Source organism: Pedobacter sp. 01N310 (genome assembly GCF_056399805.1).
Map to the genome: position 1 here is coordinate 521,749 of NZ_JBFTSB010000002.1, position 18,519 is coordinate 540,267.

The 18,519-nt window shown below is 37.2% G+C and carries 20 protein-coding genes; 7 read left to right on the forward strand and 13 right to left on the reverse strand.

The window, feature by feature from the left end:
- From AC1DNH_RS07770 to AC1DNH_RS07805, 8 genes are all read right to left on the reverse strand, one after another.
- On the reverse strand, positions 1–1,077 hold the full coding sequence (locus AC1DNH_RS07770) for a phosphotransferase enzyme family protein (RefSeq protein ID WP_477579156.1): 1,077 nt from the start codon (positions 1,075–1,077) through the stop codon (positions 1–3).
- Positions 1,068–1,967 carry a nucleotidyltransferase family protein gene (locus AC1DNH_RS07775; protein WP_477579158.1) on the reverse strand — a complete coding sequence of 300 codons (900 nt, stop codon included), beginning with the start codon at positions 1,965–1,967 and terminating at the stop codon, positions 1,068–1,070. Before AC1DNH_RS07775 ends, AC1DNH_RS07770 begins: the two co-directional genes overlap by 10 nt.
- A gap of 120 nt (positions 1,968–2,087) precedes the next feature.
- A complete protein-coding gene (locus tag AC1DNH_RS07780) occupies positions 2,088–2,750 on the reverse strand; it encodes a hypothetical protein (protein WP_477579160.1) in 663 nt (220 codons plus the stop codon).
- 10 nt (positions 2,751–2,760) lie between these two features.
- Positions 2,761–4,335, reverse strand: coding sequence for a helicase HerA-like domain-containing protein (locus AC1DNH_RS07785; RefSeq protein ID WP_477579162.1), 1,575 nt, complete (start codon positions 4,333–4,335; stop codon positions 2,761–2,763).
- Between the two features lie 94 nt (positions 4,336–4,429).
- On the reverse strand, positions 4,430–4,735 hold the full coding sequence (locus tag AC1DNH_RS07790) for a chaperone modulator CbpM (RefSeq protein WP_477579163.1): 306 nt from the start codon (positions 4,733–4,735) through the stop codon (positions 4,430–4,432).
- Between the two features lie 5 nt (positions 4,736–4,740).
- Positions 4,741–5,637: a DnaJ C-terminal domain-containing protein gene (locus AC1DNH_RS07795; protein WP_477579165.1), complete on the reverse strand. Its 897-nt coding sequence runs from the start codon at positions 5,635–5,637 to the stop codon at positions 4,741–4,743.
- 298 nt (positions 5,638–5,935) lie between these two features.
- Positions 5,936–8,353, reverse strand: coding sequence for an alpha/beta hydrolase family protein (locus tag AC1DNH_RS07800; RefSeq protein WP_477579166.1), 2,418 nt, complete (start codon positions 8,351–8,353; stop codon positions 5,936–5,938).
- A 353-nt stretch (positions 8,354–8,706) separates the two neighbouring features.
- The gene (locus tag AC1DNH_RS07805) at positions 8,707–9,123 is read right to left on the reverse strand and encodes a DUF1801 domain-containing protein (RefSeq protein WP_477609034.1); all 417 of its coding nucleotides are present in this window, start codon (positions 9,121–9,123) and stop codon (positions 8,707–8,709) included.
- A gap of 273 nt (positions 9,124–9,396) precedes the next feature.
- Between AC1DNH_RS07805 and AC1DNH_RS07810 the strand changes: the two genes are divergently transcribed.
- The 7 genes from AC1DNH_RS07810 to xth all read left to right on the forward strand — a co-directional run bounded on the left by AC1DNH_RS07810 (position 9,397) and on the right by xth (position 15,420).
- Positions 9,397–9,822 (forward strand): helix-turn-helix domain-containing protein, encoded by a 426-nt coding sequence (locus tag AC1DNH_RS07810; RefSeq protein WP_477584034.1) that lies wholly within the window; start codon positions 9,397–9,399, stop codon positions 9,820–9,822.
- Positions 9,823–10,002: 180 nt separating this feature from the next.
- The gene (locus AC1DNH_RS07815; RefSeq protein ID WP_477584032.1) at positions 10,003–11,118 is read left to right on the forward strand and encodes a Gfo/Idh/MocA family protein; all 1,116 of its coding nucleotides are present in this window, start codon (positions 10,003–10,005) and stop codon (positions 11,116–11,118) included.
- 351 nt (positions 11,119–11,469) lie between these two features.
- Positions 11,470–12,546 (forward strand): PAS domain-containing sensor histidine kinase, encoded by a 1,077-nt coding sequence (locus AC1DNH_RS07820; RefSeq protein WP_477609032.1) that lies wholly within the window; start codon positions 11,470–11,472, stop codon positions 12,544–12,546.
- A 40-nt stretch (positions 12,547–12,586) separates the two neighbouring features.
- Positions 12,587–13,237 carry a response regulator gene (locus tag AC1DNH_RS07825; protein ID WP_477584030.1) on the forward strand — a complete coding sequence of 217 codons (651 nt, stop codon included), beginning with the start codon at positions 12,587–12,589 and terminating at the stop codon, positions 13,235–13,237.
- Between the two features lie 124 nt (positions 13,238–13,361).
- Positions 13,362–13,880, forward strand: coding sequence for an RNA polymerase sigma factor (locus AC1DNH_RS07830; protein ID WP_057932132.1), 519 nt, complete (start codon positions 13,362–13,364; stop codon positions 13,878–13,880).
- Between the two features lie 80 nt (positions 13,881–13,960).
- On the forward strand, positions 13,961–14,323 hold the full coding sequence (locus AC1DNH_RS07835) for a response regulator (protein ID WP_477609030.1): 363 nt from the start codon (positions 13,961–13,963) through the stop codon (positions 14,321–14,323).
- A 320-nt stretch (positions 14,324–14,643) separates the two neighbouring features.
- On the forward strand, positions 14,644–15,420 hold the full coding sequence (gene xth / locus AC1DNH_RS07840) for an exodeoxyribonuclease III (RefSeq protein WP_426326033.1): 777 nt from the start codon (positions 14,644–14,646) through the stop codon (positions 15,418–15,420).
- Positions 15,421–15,425: 5 nt separating this feature from the next.
- Here xth and AC1DNH_RS07845 read toward each other — a convergent pair whose 3' ends face one another.
- From AC1DNH_RS07845 to AC1DNH_RS07865, 5 genes are all read right to left on the reverse strand, one after another.
- Positions 15,426–15,833, reverse strand: a complete 408-nt coding sequence (locus AC1DNH_RS07845) for a PAS domain-containing protein (RefSeq protein WP_477609028.1) — start codon at positions 15,831–15,833, stop codon at positions 15,426–15,428.
- Between the two features lie 188 nt (positions 15,834–16,021).
- A complete protein-coding gene (locus tag AC1DNH_RS07850; RefSeq protein WP_477586068.1) occupies positions 16,022–16,288 on the reverse strand; it encodes a hypothetical protein in 267 nt (88 codons plus the stop codon).
- Positions 16,288–17,403, reverse strand: coding sequence for a M42 family metallopeptidase (locus AC1DNH_RS07855; protein ID WP_057932128.1), 1,116 nt, complete (start codon positions 17,401–17,403; stop codon positions 16,288–16,290). Before AC1DNH_RS07855 ends, AC1DNH_RS07850 begins: the two co-directional genes overlap by 1 nt.
- 106 nt (positions 17,404–17,509) lie before the next feature.
- Positions 17,510–17,917: a GNAT family N-acetyltransferase gene (locus tag AC1DNH_RS07860; protein ID WP_477583938.1), complete on the reverse strand. Its 408-nt coding sequence runs from the start codon at positions 17,915–17,917 to the stop codon at positions 17,510–17,512.
- A gap of 2 nt (positions 17,918–17,919) precedes the next feature.
- Positions 17,920–18,513, reverse strand: coding sequence for a hypothetical protein (locus AC1DNH_RS07865; protein ID WP_477583939.1), 594 nt, complete (start codon positions 18,511–18,513; stop codon positions 17,920–17,922).
- Positions 18,514–18,519: the final 6 nt, after the last annotated feature.

Here is an 18,519-nt window from a genome sequence, read left to right on the forward strand (position 1 = left end):
CTAAATTAAATTCTGTTCAATAATATCCTGTAATTCTTTTTCGTTTGCAGCAATTTCTTGCAATAGTTTAAACTGATTCTTGGTCCGGTCTAAATTTTGTGTGGGGTAACTGATAGGATAGTACTTGTTACCACTCAAATAATCAGTTAAGAAGCGCAGGGCTTGCATATAAATCATGTATTTGCCTGAGAATAAGATGAGTTCTTTTTCTGTTTCTGTCAAAATACTTTTCATTTCGGATAAGTAACCCTTTATTGTGGCCTCAAAGTAAGGTAAGCGTATCTTAATCTTATCTAAATCAGTTTCATTTTCAGAGAAGGCACAAAGATAAGTGCGCATCATATCGCCTAAGTCGGAAATAAACTTGCCAGGCATAATGGTATCTAAATCGATTACGCAAATACCCTCGTAAGTCTTATTATCTAATAAAACATTGCTGATTTTGGTGTCGTGGTGCAATACACGATCAGGGAAATCAGTTCTGTGCGAGTATGAGGTATAATAATCTAAGATATATTTATGTGCTAAAGCATCTTCAATTTGTGCTTTTGCTTCATCTTTTAGCGTTTCTGTTGCCTGACTTAATGCCAAAGTAAACTGTTCATATCTTAAACCTAAATCGTGGAAACCCGGGATAGTAGGCTGAAGTGTTTTTGCATCAAAATCATCTAATAATCTACTCAGTTTGCCAAATTGTTTTGCAGCTTCATATGCTTGCTTAGGATCGGCTAAAACGTCTAACGAGACGGTATTTGGCACGAAAGGAAGCATCCGCCAATATTCATGATGAATGTGCGCCATTTCTTCACTGTTTGTGGTAGAAACAGGCTTAATAAAAAGATATTCAGGGCAAGTGAAGGTGAGGTAATCGGCAATAGACCTCAGGTTGCTGGCAATGGCCTGGGGCGATTTAAAAACCGAAGTGTTTATGTTTTGAAGAATGTATTTCTTCTTTTCGGATAGGGGCGAAAGCAAATAAGTACGGTTAATTAAACCCGTACCTATTTGTGTAATTTGTATATTTTCTTTAGCGTATCCGTAGGCTTTTAAAACTTCGGAATCTAAATTTAGTTCCATAGTTTTTCTGGATATGTTCCGTTTTTAACCAATTGGTCAATACAATCCTGAACATACGGTTTATCTTCTTTATAAGTTACACCAAACCATTTGTTCGAGGTTGGTACAACTTTAAAGCTTGCTATATTACTTTTTACCAGGTTTTCGCCTATTAATGGGATAAAAAACTCAGCTTTTGGTTTATCTTTGTTTGCTTCTGCAAATTCTCTGAACAGATCTTCCGTAATTTTGAAAACCGCTGGTGTAAATCCCCAGAAATTCATTGAAACCGGAGTCTCATAGCTTAATGGAAATTCTTCACCGTTTTCTTCGTAAAAAATATTACCATCTTTAGGGTAAACTTTTGTACGTTCTACAATTTCTTCCAGATCGCCAGCAGCATCTACTTTGCAAACACCTCGCGAAACAGCACCAAATTCTGATAAGGTTTTGCCAACCTCATAACCGATAATAGCATAGTTGCTGTCTGTTACTTCTGTAGTTAAGAAATCGACCATTTTCTTAAAAGCATCAAAACCGTAGTAATCATCAGCGTTAATTACACAAAATGGTTCTTTAATTGCGTTTCTGCCTGAAAGGATTGCATGTGCTGTACCCCAGGGTTTTTCTCTATAAATTTCCTCTTGGATGCCAAATTGTTTTAAATCGAAATTTTGAAAAACATATTCTGTTTCAATTCTTCCCTCAAGTTTAGGTTCGAAAATGGCTTTGAACTCTTTTACAAACTCTTCTTTTATAATAAATACAACTTTGCCAAAGCCAGCGTTAATGGCATCATAAATTGAATAATCAATAATGGTTTCGCCATTTGGGCCAAAGCCATCAATCTGTTTCATACTTCCGTAACGGCTAGCCATTCCTGCAGCCAATATTAATAGGGTGGGTTTCATCTATGTTTATTATTTTTATTTGTAGGAGCCATGATAGTTAAAATAATTATTTAATCATGCCTGCCTCGTATTGCGAAATAGTAATAGGCATATAAATTATATCAAAAATGGCCATGTCTTTTATATTTGGTTTAGGTATTCAAATAGCTTCTTTAAATCGCTATCGTTTTTTAAATCAATTTTTTCTTTTTTCAAATACTCGTTTAATTCTTGCACTTTGGAAGGGAATAAAGCTAAAATTGTTTTCTTCGTGGGTGTAATTTTTGCAAATTTACCATCTTTGAGTATGAAATAGCCATTTGTTGTATTAAAAGTTTTATTGGTAACCGCAGAGCCGTATTGTTTGCTTTCAACAATCCTTTTATTCGTCTTTTTAAATAATGAAGTCGGCCCTGAAAAGATAACTTCAAAATAAGACGCATTATTAAAATGATCTACTGCCGGCAATCCATTAATGTACTTATCTGATATATTTAAATCGGGATTTAAAAGTTCAAATGCTGTAACTGGTTCTGCGAAATACATCAAATTGCCGTTCTCATGTTTGAAAATTAGCTTATCATCCATTACATTATACTTTAAAGGCATATCTGCATAATGTTTCCCCGATTTAGTGGTTACTTTTCCTTTAACCCAGTAATCAAATAAATAAGGAGAGCCTGTTACATCTTCGTACTTTATTTCTCTTAATTGGGTGCCCTGGACTTCTGCAAATGGAGTAAGTGCATATTGACTATAAGCGTTTAATGAAATAAGTGAGAGAACTAAAAATAGATATTTCATAGTTAAGTTTTTAAAATCCAAAAAGTCCACCACCGGTTTTTGAGCGTGTTTTCTTTCCTGTAAGCATGCCAAAAATACCGCGAACAATTTCTTTACCAATCTGGCGTGTTATTGTTGCGCCCATTACCTGTTCAACAAGGCTCTTTTCGCCCGGTTTAGGCTTGCTTTCTTGCTCGGCCTGTTTCTGAGCCTCAACTTCCTGCTTTTCCTGTTCTGCTGCTGCAGTTTGCTCATTAATGCGTTTAGTTAAAATGTCATAAGCACTTTCAGGATCGATAGGGTCTTTATATTTAGTATACTTCGAACTGGCATGAACAAGCTGATCGAAATCAGCAGCGGTAAGTGGTCCCATTACAGCCCTTGGTGGGGTAAGCATGGTAGCAGATACCTCCGTTGGTATGCCTTTTTCATTTAATACCGTAACCAAAGCTTGTCCAGTACCCAGTGAGGTTAATATTTTATCGATCTCGTAGAAATCTGATTTTGGATAGGTATTAACTGTTTTTTTCAAAGCATCTACATCATTAGGCGTAAATGCTCTTAATGCATGTTGTACGCGGTTACCCAGTTGCCCTAAAACACTTTCAGGCACATCGGTAGGCGCCTGGGTACAGAAGAAAACGCCAATTCCTTTTGAACGGATTAACCTGATAATGGTTTCAATCTGCTCTAAAAATGCTTTCGAAGAATTTTTGAACAATAAATGTGCTTCATCAAAAAAGAAGATCAGTTTTGGTTTGTCTAAATCGCCAACTTCGGGCATGGTATTAAATAACTCAGCCAGTAAGCTTAATAAAAATGTAGAATATAATACGGGCTGATTTTGAACATCTGCAATATTTAACAAACTGATGGTTCCTTTGCCATCAACACGCTCGAAAAGATCTTCTATATCAAAAGATTTTTCGCCAAACATACCCGCTAATCCTTGCTGCTCTATGGCGACGATTTTTCTTAATATTGTACCGGAAGTAGCGGTAGAAATGGTGCCATAACTACTTTTTATTTCGGCGGCTCCCGCACCTTCTGATAAATAAGAAACTAGTTTCTTTAAATCATTTAAGTCGATAATCGGCATTTTGTTATCGTCGGCATATTTGAATATTACCGCCATAACGCCTGACTGGGTATCATTTAAATCTAATACTTTCGATAAAAGCGTTGGCCCAAATTCTAATACCGTTGCCCGCATCTGAGAACCCATTTTACCCGAAAGGGAGTAAATTTCAATGGGAAAGCCAGATGGAGAAAAAGGTTTGTTGAGCTGTTGTGTTCTTTCTTCTATTTTTGGATTAACGGAGCCGGGCTGGTTTAATCCTGATAAATCGCCTTTAACATCCAACATAAAAACAGGAACGCTGGCATCTGACAGTTGTTCTGCCAGTAACTGTAGGGTCCGTGTTTTACCTGTTCCGGTTGCTCCGGCAATTAAACCATGTCTATTCATCATTTTTAACGACAAATTAACCTCAGCTTCGCTGTAAACCTGACCGTCTAAAATTCCGGCGCCTAAATAAATGTACGAGCCCGTAGGGGCATAGGATGATTTTATTTTTTCGATGAATTTTGAAGAAAGATCGCTCATTTTTTTAAATTAGATTGCCAATTTAAGAAAGATATCTTAAAAAGATTGTGTTTTTGTTTCCACTTTTAATGCAAAATACTGCACAAACGGTTGTTTAATGGTGTTGGCTAAGCTGCTTATAATAATTTAGTTCGTTCTGAAGTGCGGTTATTTCTTCCTGCATATTTTGCAATTGATTAAGCAGATGCGAAACAGCATGAATGCCCTCTAAGTTGATTTCCAGATCATGCGCTAGACGAAGATACTGCTCCAATTTGGTCAATTCATCAACTGGCAAAAAGAGCGATTGCTTTTTAACAGTAGTGTGGATCAGGCCAAAATCTTCAAGCGATTGGATAAAGTTGATCTCTACGTGGTGGTAAGCACAGATGTCTTCTACAGGTATTAAATTGGTTCCCATAATGGTTAGAATTTGGAAAGTTTTTCGAATAGTTCTTTTTGTTCGACATTTAGATTGGTAGGTAATTTTACCTGCCACTTGATATATAAATCGCCAAACTGATTTTCTTTTTTATAAATGGGAAACCCTTTTCCTTTTAAACGCAAAGTAGCATCGGGCTGTGTTCCCTCTGGCACTTTAAGTTTGACCTTGCCGTTTAATGTTTCTACAATTTTTTCGCCACCTAAAATGGCGGTATATAGGTCTATTTCTTCCTGGAGGTAGATGTCGTTCCCCTTTCGTTTAAATTTAGGATGATCTGTGATGTTGAATTTGATATATAAATCTCCCGGAGGGCCATTGTTAACTCCTGGTGCACCGTAACCTGGTAGTTTAATTTTCTGCCCATTTTCTACACCCGCCGGAATGGTAATGCGTACTTGTTTACCGTTTACGGTTAAGGTCTGTTTGTGCGTTGCATACGCATCGAGTAGATTCAATTGCAAATCGGCATTGTAATCCTGGCCTTTAAAAGGGGAATTTCTACTGCTTCTGCCCCCGCCGCCGCCAAACATCGAAGAAAAGAAATCAGAAAAATCTTCGCCTCCAAAACCTCCTGAATAGCTATTACCGCCATATCCTCCACCTTGCGACTGGTATTGCCTTTGCTGCTGTTGCTGCGCATCTAGCTGATCGGCATGTTGCCAATCTTTACCATACTTGTCATATTTCTTACGCTTTTCCGGATCACTTAAAACTTCGTTTGCCTCGTTTATTTGCTGAAATTTTTTATTGGCTTCCTCATTGTTGGGATTAAGATCGGGGTGGTGCTTTCGGGCTAATTTTCTATAAGCTTTTTTTATATCCTCAGTTGTTGCATCTTTTTTTAAATCGAGGATTTTATAATAGTCTATGTAGTCCATAATGGCTTAACAAATAAGTAAAAGTAATGTTCAATTTTATTGTATAAATGTAGGTTTTATAATGGTGTATTTCAATGGGGGATTGTCTTAACCAGGGTAGTTTGTTAATCGTTTGAGATACTTTACCATTAAGAAATTAAGAACATTTAGATTTTTGGAAGTGCAGTCAGCTGTTGCCAGCTGACTTTAAAGGATGATTGATTGAGTGCCGAATAGAAATATCTGACACCACGAAAAAAACTAAACAAAAAAAGCGCCCCATATAGAGGCACTTTAATCGATAAAGGTAGAGAGAGATTTATTTTTTGTTTTTTACATATTTTTCTAACCATTGGTCTTGCTCCCAAAGCATGTGAAGCAAGTTTTCTTTGCCGCGGTAGCTGTGTGCTTCATAAGGTAAAAATACAAAACGGGTAGTACAGCCGGCACCTTTAATCGCATTGAACAAACGTTCGCTATTAATAGGGAAAGTACCTGGGTTATCGTCAGAATCACCGTGGATTAACAATATAGGAGTTTTAATTTTATCTGCATAACTGAACGGGCTCATTTCGTAATACAACTGCGGTACCTGCCAATAGGTACGCTCTTCGTTTTGAAAACCAAAGGGCGTAAGTGTCCGGTTATAAGCTCCGCTGCGGGCAATACCTGCAGCAAAGAGATTAGTGTGGGCCAATAAGTTTGCGGTCATAAATGCGCCATAACTATGTCCTCCAACGGCCATCCGTTTTTTATCACCAACGCCTAAGTCGGCCAGTTTATTAATAGCAGCTTCGGCATTGAGCTGTAATTGATCTACAAAGGTATCGTTAGGTTTTTTACCATCTTTGGCAACAATTGGCATTTCTGCGTTATCTAATACTGCATAACCATGGGTTACCCAGAAAATGGGGGAGGCCCAGCTAATTGTAGTAAATTTGTCTTTCGATCCACGGATCTGTGCCGCATCTGCTGCGGAGTTAAACTCGCGTGGGTAAGCCCAGATTAATGAAGGTAATGGACCATCTTTGTCTTTGTTGTAACCTTTAGGTAAATACAGATCGCCTGTTAAATCTACACCATCGGCACGTTTGTAAGAAATTTTCTGTTTGGTAATGCCTTCTAAAGATGGATATGGATTAGTGAAATTAGTAATTGGTTGATCGGCGATGCGAAGCATCAGGTTTTTAATAAAGTAGTTAGGTACTAATTTTTGACTCTCTTTACGGGTAAGCAAAACCAGTTTGTCAGGATTAATTACATCGCTTACATATTCGAAGGTTCCTTCGGCGCTGCGCCAGATAATCTCATTCTTTTTAGTGGTTAAATCGAATTTGGCTAAGAAAGGTAAGTCTCCTTTTTCTGATGAACCTACTATATTGTTCATTAGCAGTTTAGTGCCATTGTCAACCGTTTTAATTACCTGTCGGCCATATTTGTTTTTCGTAGTAACCGGAGAACCTGGGTTGCCATAAGCATCTGTTTGGTTACGGCTGTACAATTCTTCTACTTCGCCTGTTGTAGGGTTGTAACGGGTCACTTTATTGGTTTGTTTGCTACGTAAACCTTCCATAATCAGGGCAAGGTTGGCATCACCCCATTGTACGCCACGGTAACGGGCCTGCGTTTTAAATAATTCTTTTTCTGTGCCGGTAAAAGGTGCGCTTAGCGCATAAACTGCATCATGAAAGGGAACATCTTTTTTAATTAAACCGCTATCCAATGGCTTGCTCCAAACCAGTGTAGCAGGTTCATCATCCCTCCAATCGAAACCACGCGGTACGTTTTGCGTATTGTCGTAACCAGATGGTGTACCCTCGGATGAAGGCAGTTCAGCAATAACCTTAATGGTTTTACCGGTTAAATCGGTAATGGTTACTGTTGATGGAAAACCGTTTGCAGTAACCAAATAAGAAAAAGGTTTGCGTATAGTTTCGATCATCAGGTAATTTTTATCAGGCGATAAACTTGTCGAACCATAAATAGCTGGTTTTCCAATGGCCGTTTCTACACCTGCTGTATTTTTTACCAATTGCGAGGTTGCAAAAAACTCGAACAATTGTTCGTCAAAAGGTGATTTAATTAAATCCTGAAAAGTGGCGCTAGGTGCAGCTTTACCTAAATTTTGCTGAATGGTTGGCCCTTTTGGTATCAATGGTTTTGTAGGTGCAGCACTTGCTGGTTTAGTTACCGTACGGTAGATAATGGTCTTATCATTTAACCAGGTAAGGCCACTCCCTAAAACCACATTTAAAAAAGCCTTATTGGTTTTGACTGCTTTTTTTGTAGCCAGATCAATAATATAAAGATCTACGCCTTTTTGAGTGGTATGGGTAAAGGCAATTTTGTTTTCTGATGGGTTCCAGCTAATGTTGCTGGCATATAATGGCGTTGGCAATCCTGAAACCTGAAACGTTTGGTTGGATTTGATGTTTTTTAAACTGAAGTTGTTAATGTAGGTTTGTCTGCTCGGCGAGTAATTATTTGGGTTTAATCTTAAGCCCGCAATTCTATATTCGGGCAAGGCCAGTTCTTCGACCGAAGGATAGGAGTTGCGCTCACTAAACAAGATCCATTCTGCTTTGCCATCAATACTTACACCAGGTGTTGGTTTGGCAAGTAATAAATCGGCAATTTCTTTTGGAGGTGTTTGGTAGCTTACTGCATCTTGTGCGGCTGAATTAAGCGAAACACAAGCGCCCGCTATCAATAAATAGAGGTGTAGTTTTTTAATCATTTCCAGTTTTTTGTTCGAAATAAGGAATAATCAAATATTGTAAAATTTAACTTATTATCGCGTAACTTCTTATTTACATCATGATGTGAATGCTTTCTTTCATTCTCAAGGCACTGAATCTTTTTAATAAATGACCTTCTTAATGTCTTTAAGTTCTCACTAATAATAATGTTTTAACCATTGAGGAGTTAAGGTTATGCGTGCGGGAATCTTTTAGCCGCAAAAACAAACACCTGGTAATATAGGAATAAAGATCCTTCGCTGCGCTCAGGATGACAAATAGATATACCTTTGGCAAAAGAAAAGCGCTCTTATTCAACGGTAGCTCCAGCTCCATCATACATTTTCCATCTTTAAGGATATAAACTTTTTACCCGTTCTACAGAATTGGTAATCATTTCTTTTAAAACCGCAATATCGATGTCGCTCATTTTTTTTAGGTAAATACAAGCTTTCGCTGTTTTGTGTTTGCCAAATTTAGCCAGTAGTTCTTCACGGTCTTTAAATTGCGATGATAGGTATAAAGCTATGGCATCTTTGCGTGGCGAAAAACCAACCAATGGTGCATCGCCTTCCCGGCCGCTTTCATATTTGTAATGATAACTTCCAAAACCAACAATGGCATTTCCCCACATTTTAGCTTTAAAACCTGTGGTTAAACTTAAGATATCTGACAGGTTAAAACAATCTGCTCTTTTATTTTCATCTGGAATGGTATTTAAAAAGTCTGGAACGCTTAAATCGTTTTCGGTAGTTTTATTCTGTGCCATGTCTTTTTTATGATGAATATAAGGATTTGATCAAATAATTTCAATTTCTGCGGTAATTGTATTTAAAGTAATACGTTATTTCTTGAAAAAAGGAGGTTGAAAACTGCTCATTTCAGGCGTATTTCACAGTAATTCGCTGATGGAGTTTGACATATGTCAAAAAATCAACACCTTTTATACAACCTTATACACTTATTCTTACATTTGAATTGTCAATCGTCCCCGATAACTGATTTAATTATTTTTTCATTTTTTTTAAAATTAATTATCTCAATGACAACACAACAACTAAAACAAGGAGAAATTCTTGAACGCTTAGTGCGCAGAGATCGCATGGGCATCAGTGAGCTTTCAAGGAAACTTAATGTAAGCCGCAGAACAATTTACAACTGGTTTGGTCAAGACAGAATCGGGCATGAAGTAATTTGGCAGGTAGGCAAGTTATTAGGTCAGGATCTTTCTTCGGCATTTCCAGAAGCTTTCCCCAAGTACAACCCCGAATCCATCAATCAAACGGCAGATCCCGGTAAACAAATCGGTTCGGATAATAATTCTGTGTATTTCTGGATGAATAAATATATTCATCTGCTAGAAAAATACAACGACCTGTTAATTACAGAAGAGCAGCAAGAGCTAGATCCAATTAATAAGGAATTCCCACTTAGAAATAAAAGACCTGATACATTTTTATATCAATAAAACTAAGGTTTTAACTAATAGAATAAGCTAAGTCATCCCGTTAGATTTTTCTTTTTATTTATATCTTAATCCTGGCCACTTCGTTTTCCTATCTTCAACATTGTAATATTTTTAGGTATTAGCATCAAGAGCTTTTTTAAATTTCTAATTTGGTAACCATCAAATTTTAGAAATAAGCGTATGATGACTACTTATCTGATTAGGTGTTTTTTTAGAGCCAATGGCTTTATTCTTTGCTTTTTACTTATTTCTTGCGCTGTTAAAGCACAGCAAAAATTAAATGTGGCAATAGCAGGGCTAACTCACGATCACGTTTATCTCATCATGAGCAGCTACCAAAAAGCTGAAGTGAATATTATTGGTATTGCCGAAAGTAATCCTGAGCTGGTTAAAAGGTTTAAAAACCGTTATAAAATTTCCGATAGCCTATTTTATAATAACCTTCCTGATTTATTAAAGAAAAAGAAACCTGATGTTGTTTTGGCATACAATGCCATAAGCGGACATTTGGCTGTAGTAGAAGCTGCCGCTCCCCTCGGCATATCGGTAATGGTAGAAAAACCGTTGGCGATAACAGTTAAGCAGGCAGAAAGAATGGCTGAACTAGCAGCACAGTATAAAGTACATGTACTCACCAATTACGAAACTACCTGGTATCCGAGTAATCAGGAGCTATACAAGGAAGTAAAGGAAGCCAATACTATTGGTGCCTTACGCAAAATAATCGTGCACGATGGCCATCAGGGACCAAAAGAAATTGGAGTGAGTGCTGAGTTTTTAAGCTGGTTAACCGATCCCAATCAGAACGGGGCAGGCGCATTGGTAGATTTTGGCTGTTATGGTGCTAATTTAATGACCTGGTTAATGGATGGAAAAGCCCCAATTTCGGTTAGCGCAATTACCCATCAGATTAAAAAAGATGTTTATCCGAATGTTGATGACGATGCAACAATTTTATTGGAGTACCCATCGGCCACGGGAATTATCGAAGCATCGTGGAATTGGCCCTTTAGCATAAAAGATATGGAAGTATTTGGTGCAAATGGATACATGCAGGCCGTTAATGATAAAACGTTAAGGCTAAAGAACAATGGGAAGGGTGATTATAAAATTTATCAGGCTAAGACATCGAAGCCAATTTATTCAAACCATTTAAGTTATCTGTCTGCAGTTTTAAAAGGAGAAATTAATCCAGCAAATGATTTATCATCGCTACCGAATAATTTAATTGTGGTCAAAATTTTAGCGGCTGCGAAAAAATCAGCTCAAACAGGTAAAAGGGTGATTTTAAAATAGTTCCTACATAATAAAAATAGCCACCTGTGCGATGGCTATTGGTAAGGAGAACAGTGTCTTCTCTATGGTGTGCCTGCCCTCCGCGGATCTCCCGCTCACAGGACTTTTTTATCTTTCTTTTATGCTTAACAATTTAGGCAATAGTTGGTTTTGATCCGCAAAATAATTTTGCACATCGTGTGGAAAATGTTAATATCTCTAAAAACGGATCAAGAGTAATCTACATGTTTCCATATGAAGTATTATACGCATTTATTGATTAAAACTTTTTAGGGCGTGCGATGTTTGTGATGTGGTTGCTGCCGATGATATAATTACATCGTTTAGTGGCAAATTATCAAACATTAAATCATGGTCGAATTAAATAAAGAGCTTTTTTGTAACCTGGGCGACTGCTCTGTTGATGGGTATTTTATTTTCGATTATACGGCACAAAATTTTTCATACCTCAATAAATCGATAAGTAAAATTTGGGAACTTGGCCTTGATGAAATTGCGGCTAATCCTCAGCTACTTTTAGCACGGGTACATCCTGAAGATGTTGCACATGTAATGTCTTGTTACAAAGAATGCCTGGAAGAAGGTACGGAGAAAAAATATGAATTCCGGTTAATATTTGCCGATAGAGAAAAATATGTGCGGGTAATTGTGTTTGCCGTTGCCGATGAGGAAGTAAAGCATTTAGTAGGCACAGTAGAAGATACCACGATAATGCGCCACAATAAAATCCATATTGAACAAATAAACGCCCGAAAAAATATAACCTTAGAAGTATTGGCGCACGATTTAAAAGAACCGCTCGCCATGATGAAATTAACTGCTTCATCTATGAAAAATGGTATTGCTCAAACAGGCGATGAGCAGATGATAAACTCACTAGCTTTTATTCTGGATATGTGTGAGCGTAATCTGCTTTTGGTACGCAGCATGATTAACAGGGAGTTCTTAAAATCATCGGTAATAGAAATCGGCAAGGAGCGGGCAGATTTGGTCTGGGAACTTAGGGATGTGGTTCGTTTTTACAAACGATCGAAACTAGGCAAAATGAAGAATATTAAATTTACAAGTTCTGCCGAACAGATCTACCTGCTCCTGGATAGCATGAAATTTATGCAGGTAATCAATAATCTAATCTCAAATTCAATAAAATTTACTGCCGATTATGGGAATATTACTCTACATGCCGAGGAATATGAAAGTACCGTTTTAATTACTGTAGCCGATAATGGGGTTGGAATTCCAGATGAGTTGCAGGCCGGCCTTTTTGATCATTTGCCCGAAACTTTAAGACCAGGTTTGAAAGGCGAAGAATCGGGAGGATTTGGCATGGGAATAATCAAAGCAATTGTTGAGTTGCACCAGGGAAAAATCTGGTTTAAAAGCAAAATTGGTATTGGAACTACCTTCTATATTGAGCTGCCTAAGTAGCCTTTTTTAATTTTAAAACAGTGTAAGTTATATTTGAGTTATGATTAACATTATTCTTGCGGATGATCACCATATTATCCGAACCTCACTTAAAGCACTTATAGAAAAACACGAAGGCATCAAGGTTGTTGCAGAAGTATCAGACGGTTTAGCGGTTTTGGAACTTTTGGAAAAGGGAATAAAAGCTGATATCATTTTATCAGATATTGTAATGCCCAGGCTCGATGGAATAGCTTTAGCCAGTACCATTAAGGAGCGGGGGTATGGCACAAAAGTAGTTGTGTTGTCTATTTTAGATGACGAAAAATATGCGTCAAATGCCTTTACCTCAGGTGCTTTTGCTTACCTATCGAAAGATATTGAGGAAGATGAATTGCTGTTTTGCCTAAAGCATGTAATGAAAGGAAAACGGTATCTTTCTTCTAATCTATGCATCTCCATTTTAGAGCGTTTTAATACCCAGTTAAATATGCTTTCGCAAAAAATGAATACTGAAATCAACTTTTCTGAACGCGAAATTAATGTATTAAAACTCATCGCAGATGGGTTGACCAATCAGGAAATAGCGGACAAATTGTACTTAAGCAGGCGGACAGTAGAGAGCCAGAGAGAGGCTTTAATCAGTAAAACGGGTACAAAAAACTCTGCTTCTTTAGTTCGTTTTGCTATGCGAAATGGTTATGTAGCCTAGTATTTTTGATCGTTTTAGGGCAATTTTTTAGTGTTTTAAATAAACCGTAAAAAATCGGGTATTTCTACAAATAACATTGCATGGTACTGTTTGTTGAATATCTACATCATACCTAAAGCGAATCATGGAAACATTAAATTTCAATTGTGACATATACCAATACAGACAACCACTTTTTGACCGCGCATTAGCGTATACGCGTGATGAAGACGATGCTGCTGATTTAGTTCAGGACACCTTTATGAAGGCGTTTAGGTTTTCTGCTAAGTTTGAAATGGGAAGTAATGTACGCGCTTGGCTTTTTACAATTCTAAAAAATACCTTTCTTAATCATTATTATAAGGTAAAAAGGAAAAATGAAATGATCCAGCAGGAAGAGGATTTAACTTCCATCCAATTGGTTCCAAGCGCATCATTTAATGGTGGTGCGGCAAAGTTTATGATGGAGGACATCCAAAAATCATTAAATGCATTGCCAGAAGATTGCCGTTTTTGTTTTTGCCGTTATTTTGAAGGTTATAAATATCATGAAATTGCTGCTGAGCTCGATATCCCATTAGGCACGGTAAAAACCAAAATACATGTAGCGAGAGGGCTTCTTAAAAAGATGCTTAAAAATTATAAATCTGGTTTGGCTGCCTAATGTTCTCATCACATTTATTCGGTAAATTCAGGTATAAATACGTCATGTGAGCTAATTAACTTAAACTAGATTTGTTGCATATGAGCAACGTGTTAGTTAAGAAAATCTTCATAGTTGATGATGATGAGAACATCCACGACATTATAAATTTAATTTTTGAAGAAGAGCATTACCTTATTAAAGGTGTTTTAAGCGCCGATGATCTGGAAGAAGCAATCGCTGATTTCCTGCCAGATATTATTTTGTTGGATATCCGTATCGGTAAACATGATGGTCGGGATATTTGCAATAAATTAAAGCACAATCCTAAAACAGCTCATTTGCCCATTATATTGCTTTCGGCTTTAAATATGGACAATTTAGGTTGCTCACCAACTGCCATCATTGAAAAACCTTTTGATATCATGGATCTCCAACAGAAAGTGAAAAACATTGTTGGATAAAAACTAAAGATCATTTAAGCATAAAAAAGGGATAGACTAACAGCCTATCCCTATATCTAAACTCAAACATGCGCTCAAACATGAATGAATCTCCAAAATTAAACATTTTAGTTTATTATTAGTTTTAAAAAGCAGTGTAAATAGTTAAAGATTACATATTAGAAGGTGTTAAGCCACGCTTAGTTTTACTATCTGAAATACTTAGTTTCATTTTTGAGTTTTATTGCTGAGATTTATAAAATGAAATTATCATGATTTTCAAAAACTGTACTCCAGGTCAATCACGATTGCTTCATTACCATTAAAACATATTGATACAGATGAAAATAGCAACTTATAATGTAAACGGAATAAATGGGCGCTTACCTGTTCTGTTACGTTGGCTGGAAGAAACCCAACCTGATGTGGTTTGTTTGCAGGAATTAAAGGCACCGCAAGAAAAATTTCCGGAGCAGGCTATTAAAGATGCTGGTTATAATGCCATTTGGCATGGTCAAAAAAGTTGGAATGGCGTTGCTATATTGGCTCGAAACCTGGAAATAAAAGAGCTGAAACGAAATTTGGATGGTGATCCTGAAGATTTGCACAGCCGATATATCGAAGCAATGGTGAATAATGTTATAATTGGTTGTCTTTACCTTCCGAACGGAAATCCGGCACCAGGACCAAAATTCGAATACAAGTTACGATGGTTTGAGCGTTTTACGGCCCACGCGGCAAAACTGTTAGAATATAATTTACCAGTAGTTTTATGTGGCGATTATAACGTAATACCTACAGAGCTTGATGCTTATAAACCAGAGCGTTGGGTTGAAGATGCTTTATTCCGTCCTGAAACCCGTTTGGCATTTCAAAATTTAATGGCACAAGGCTGGACAGATGCGATCAGAAAATTATACCCTACCGAAACGATATATACCTTTTGGGATTATTTCAGGAATGCATATGGTAGAGATGCGGGATTAAGAATTGATCATTTTTTACTTAGTCCTCAGGTTAGTGATCGCTTAAAATCTGCAGGAGTAGATAAACAAGTGAGGGGCTGGGAAAAAACAAGCGATCACGGTCCGGTATGGATTGAACTAAACGAGGCTTAATATTATTAGGACTTATTCTTTAAATCGGTTACATCTAAAATTGTTCCTATTAATTTTAAGCATTCGCCGTCCTGTTGGGATAGTATTCCGTCGGCTTTAATCCATCTAATTTCTCCGTCAGGCCGGCAAATTCTGTGTACTGTGTGGTAACTGGTTTTTTCTCTCGAAACCGTGAGTTCAATTTCATCCTGAACGTGGTCAAGGTCTTCTGGTAGAATTAAACCTAAAACCTTTTCATAACTTAAAACCTCATCTGGCGGGCAACCTAGGTTTTTCTTAAATGACCGGGTTGAACGGAGTATGCCCGTTGCTATACTTAATTCCCAAAAACCAAGGCCAAGGTGATCGAACACCACATCCCAATGATCATCGCAAATAATGGATAGATCAATATTTTTCTTATTTGTACTCATAAATAAAGGATAAACTATTTGGGGAAATTACATAAACAATGTAAAAGTATTTTGAGTATTAATAAAAATAAACGTAGTGCTCAGGGGTTTAAATAAAATGGGGAGCAAAAGGTAGGATGGTTTAATGTAGTTGCCTGAGCAGGCAAAAAATAAGTCAAGCTTTAAAACTTGACTTATTTGGGAATTAATTAATGCTGATTGCTGTTTTTTGACTTTTCTATCAGTTCTTTTTGATCGCTCAAATCTTTATAGTAGAAATAACCACCAAACCCTAAGATGAGAATGATATTACTTATTTTGAAACTATGATCTAACCAATAACTAAATGCTGGCACATTACCACTAAAACTCTGTTTAATGTTTGGCCAGGAGTTAAGAATGAAAATAATAACAATCATTAGCAAAACCTTTAGCAAGGTGCTGATGATGATCTTTTGGTGATTTACTTTTTCCATTATTTAAACTCTCTGAAATCCTGACCGTCGGTAATGTTCAACAAGCTTTCATAAATCAAGCTGATTACATTATCAACATCTTCTTTATGTACCATTTCTACGGTAGTATGCATATAGCGTAACGGCAGCGAAATTAATGCTGATGGTACACCACCATTTGAATAGGCAAAAGCATCGGTATCGGTTCCGGTAGAACGCGAAGATGCCTGACGCTGGAAAGGAATATGGTTTTTCTCAGCGGTTTTAATTAATAATTTATTTAAATTGGTTTGAACAGCTGGCGCATACGAAACCACGGGGCCTTTACCGGCTGATAAATCGCCTTGAATGTTTTTGTTAATCATTGGCGTAGTGGTATCGTGTGTTACATCGGTAATAATGGCCACATTGGGTTTGATGCGCTGGGCAATCATCTCGGCACCGCGTAAACCGATTTCTTCCTGTACAGAGTTTACAATATATAAGCCGAAAGGAAGTTTTTTCTTGTTCTCTTTTAATAAACGTGCTACTTCGGCAATCATAAAACCGCCCACACGGTTATCTAAGGCACGGCCAACATAATAGCGATCGTTCAAAACCATAAACTCATCTTCGTAGGTAATTACACAACCTACGTGGATGCCCAATTTTTCTACTTCTTCTTTTGTAGTACAACCACAGTCTAAAAAGATATTTTTTAATTCTGGTGCCTGTTCTTTTTCGCCATGTCGGGTGTGGATCGCTGGCCAACCGAATACTGCTTTAACCAATCCCTTTTCAGTATGAATATTCACCCGTTTTGATGGCGCAATCTGATGATCTGAACCACCATTTCGGATTACATAAATTAAACCATCTGCGGTGATGTAATTTACATACCAGGAAATTTCATCGGCATGTGCTTCTATAACTACTTTAAAAGCAGCTTTAGGATTAATAACACCTACAGCGGTACCGTAGTTATCGATAAAGTGTTCATCGATATATGGTTTTAAATAGTTTAACCAAAGTTTTTGCCCTTCCCATTCGTAGCCGGTAGGAGCAGGATTATTGATGTATTCTTCAAGAAACTGCAGCGATTTTTTAGTTACCACAGCAACATGTTTTTTCTTTTCGTCGTCTTTTTTCTTAGCCATAATATTATTCTATAATTATTCGTCATCCTGAACTTGATTCAGAATCTGATTAATGAGATGCTGAACTAAATCCGATAGCTATCGGATCAGCATGACGGTTGGTAATTTAAAGTTCTTTTTCCATTACTACAAAATCGTAACCATCTTTAAAAAAGGTTTTATCGGTTTCGTGGAAGCCAAATTTAAAATAAAATTCCTTAGCATTTACACGTGCGTTGCACCATAGTTTTGTCGCTTTTTGAATTTTACAAAAATCAAGGATATAGGCCATTAGTTGTGAGCCATAACCTGCTTTTTGAGTATCGGGCAGAACGGCAAGTTTACGGAATTGGTAAACATCCCCATCATGAAACAAAGAAACTACTCCTGTTAACTTATGATCGAGGTATAATCCAAAATGGATGCCTTCAAAATCATCCGGAAGCTTTACGCTATCAAAAGGTAATTCTGGATACATGGCCTCATGCCTGATCCGCCAGGTTAGAGAAGGGAATATTTGCTCAATTTGAACCATAGTTATAATAAAAAGCTAAAGCCGATTTTTCCGCCAATTCCGTAATAAGTATCGGTTTTGTTAATTGCAGCTAAAGGGCCTAAAGCCAACTCGAAGTTAACTTTTCTACGAACAGCAGTTTGAAATCCCCATTGCGGCATAATATTAATCTGATAACCATATACGGTATCACTTTGTGTTGGGATAATGGCTAATACATCAAGCCCGACATAACCAGCACTGTTATTTAAGGTTCTTTTACCTTTTTTAATCCTTCTGTTAAAATTGTAATAGTGCCTAAATCCTGCATTAAGAGCCGGGTAAACTTTGAAATCTGTGTCTGTGTTAAAGCTAAAATTATAATTGTTATCAATGGAGATCTCAGTTCGATAAATAAAAACGCCTTGCGCCCCCGCACCAAAATAAACTGAAGTTGTTTTACCCACTTTTTGCTCCCTTTCGTAGCCAAGTCCCAATATGGTCAACCTGATTTTATTTAATGATTTTACTTCGGTTGGCTGTTCTACTTTTGTGCTGTCTTGAGCTTTTGCCTTACCAAAAATGGCCAGGAAAATAAGTAAGGCCGAAAATGTTTTGATCGCGTTTTTAGATTTCATGAAATT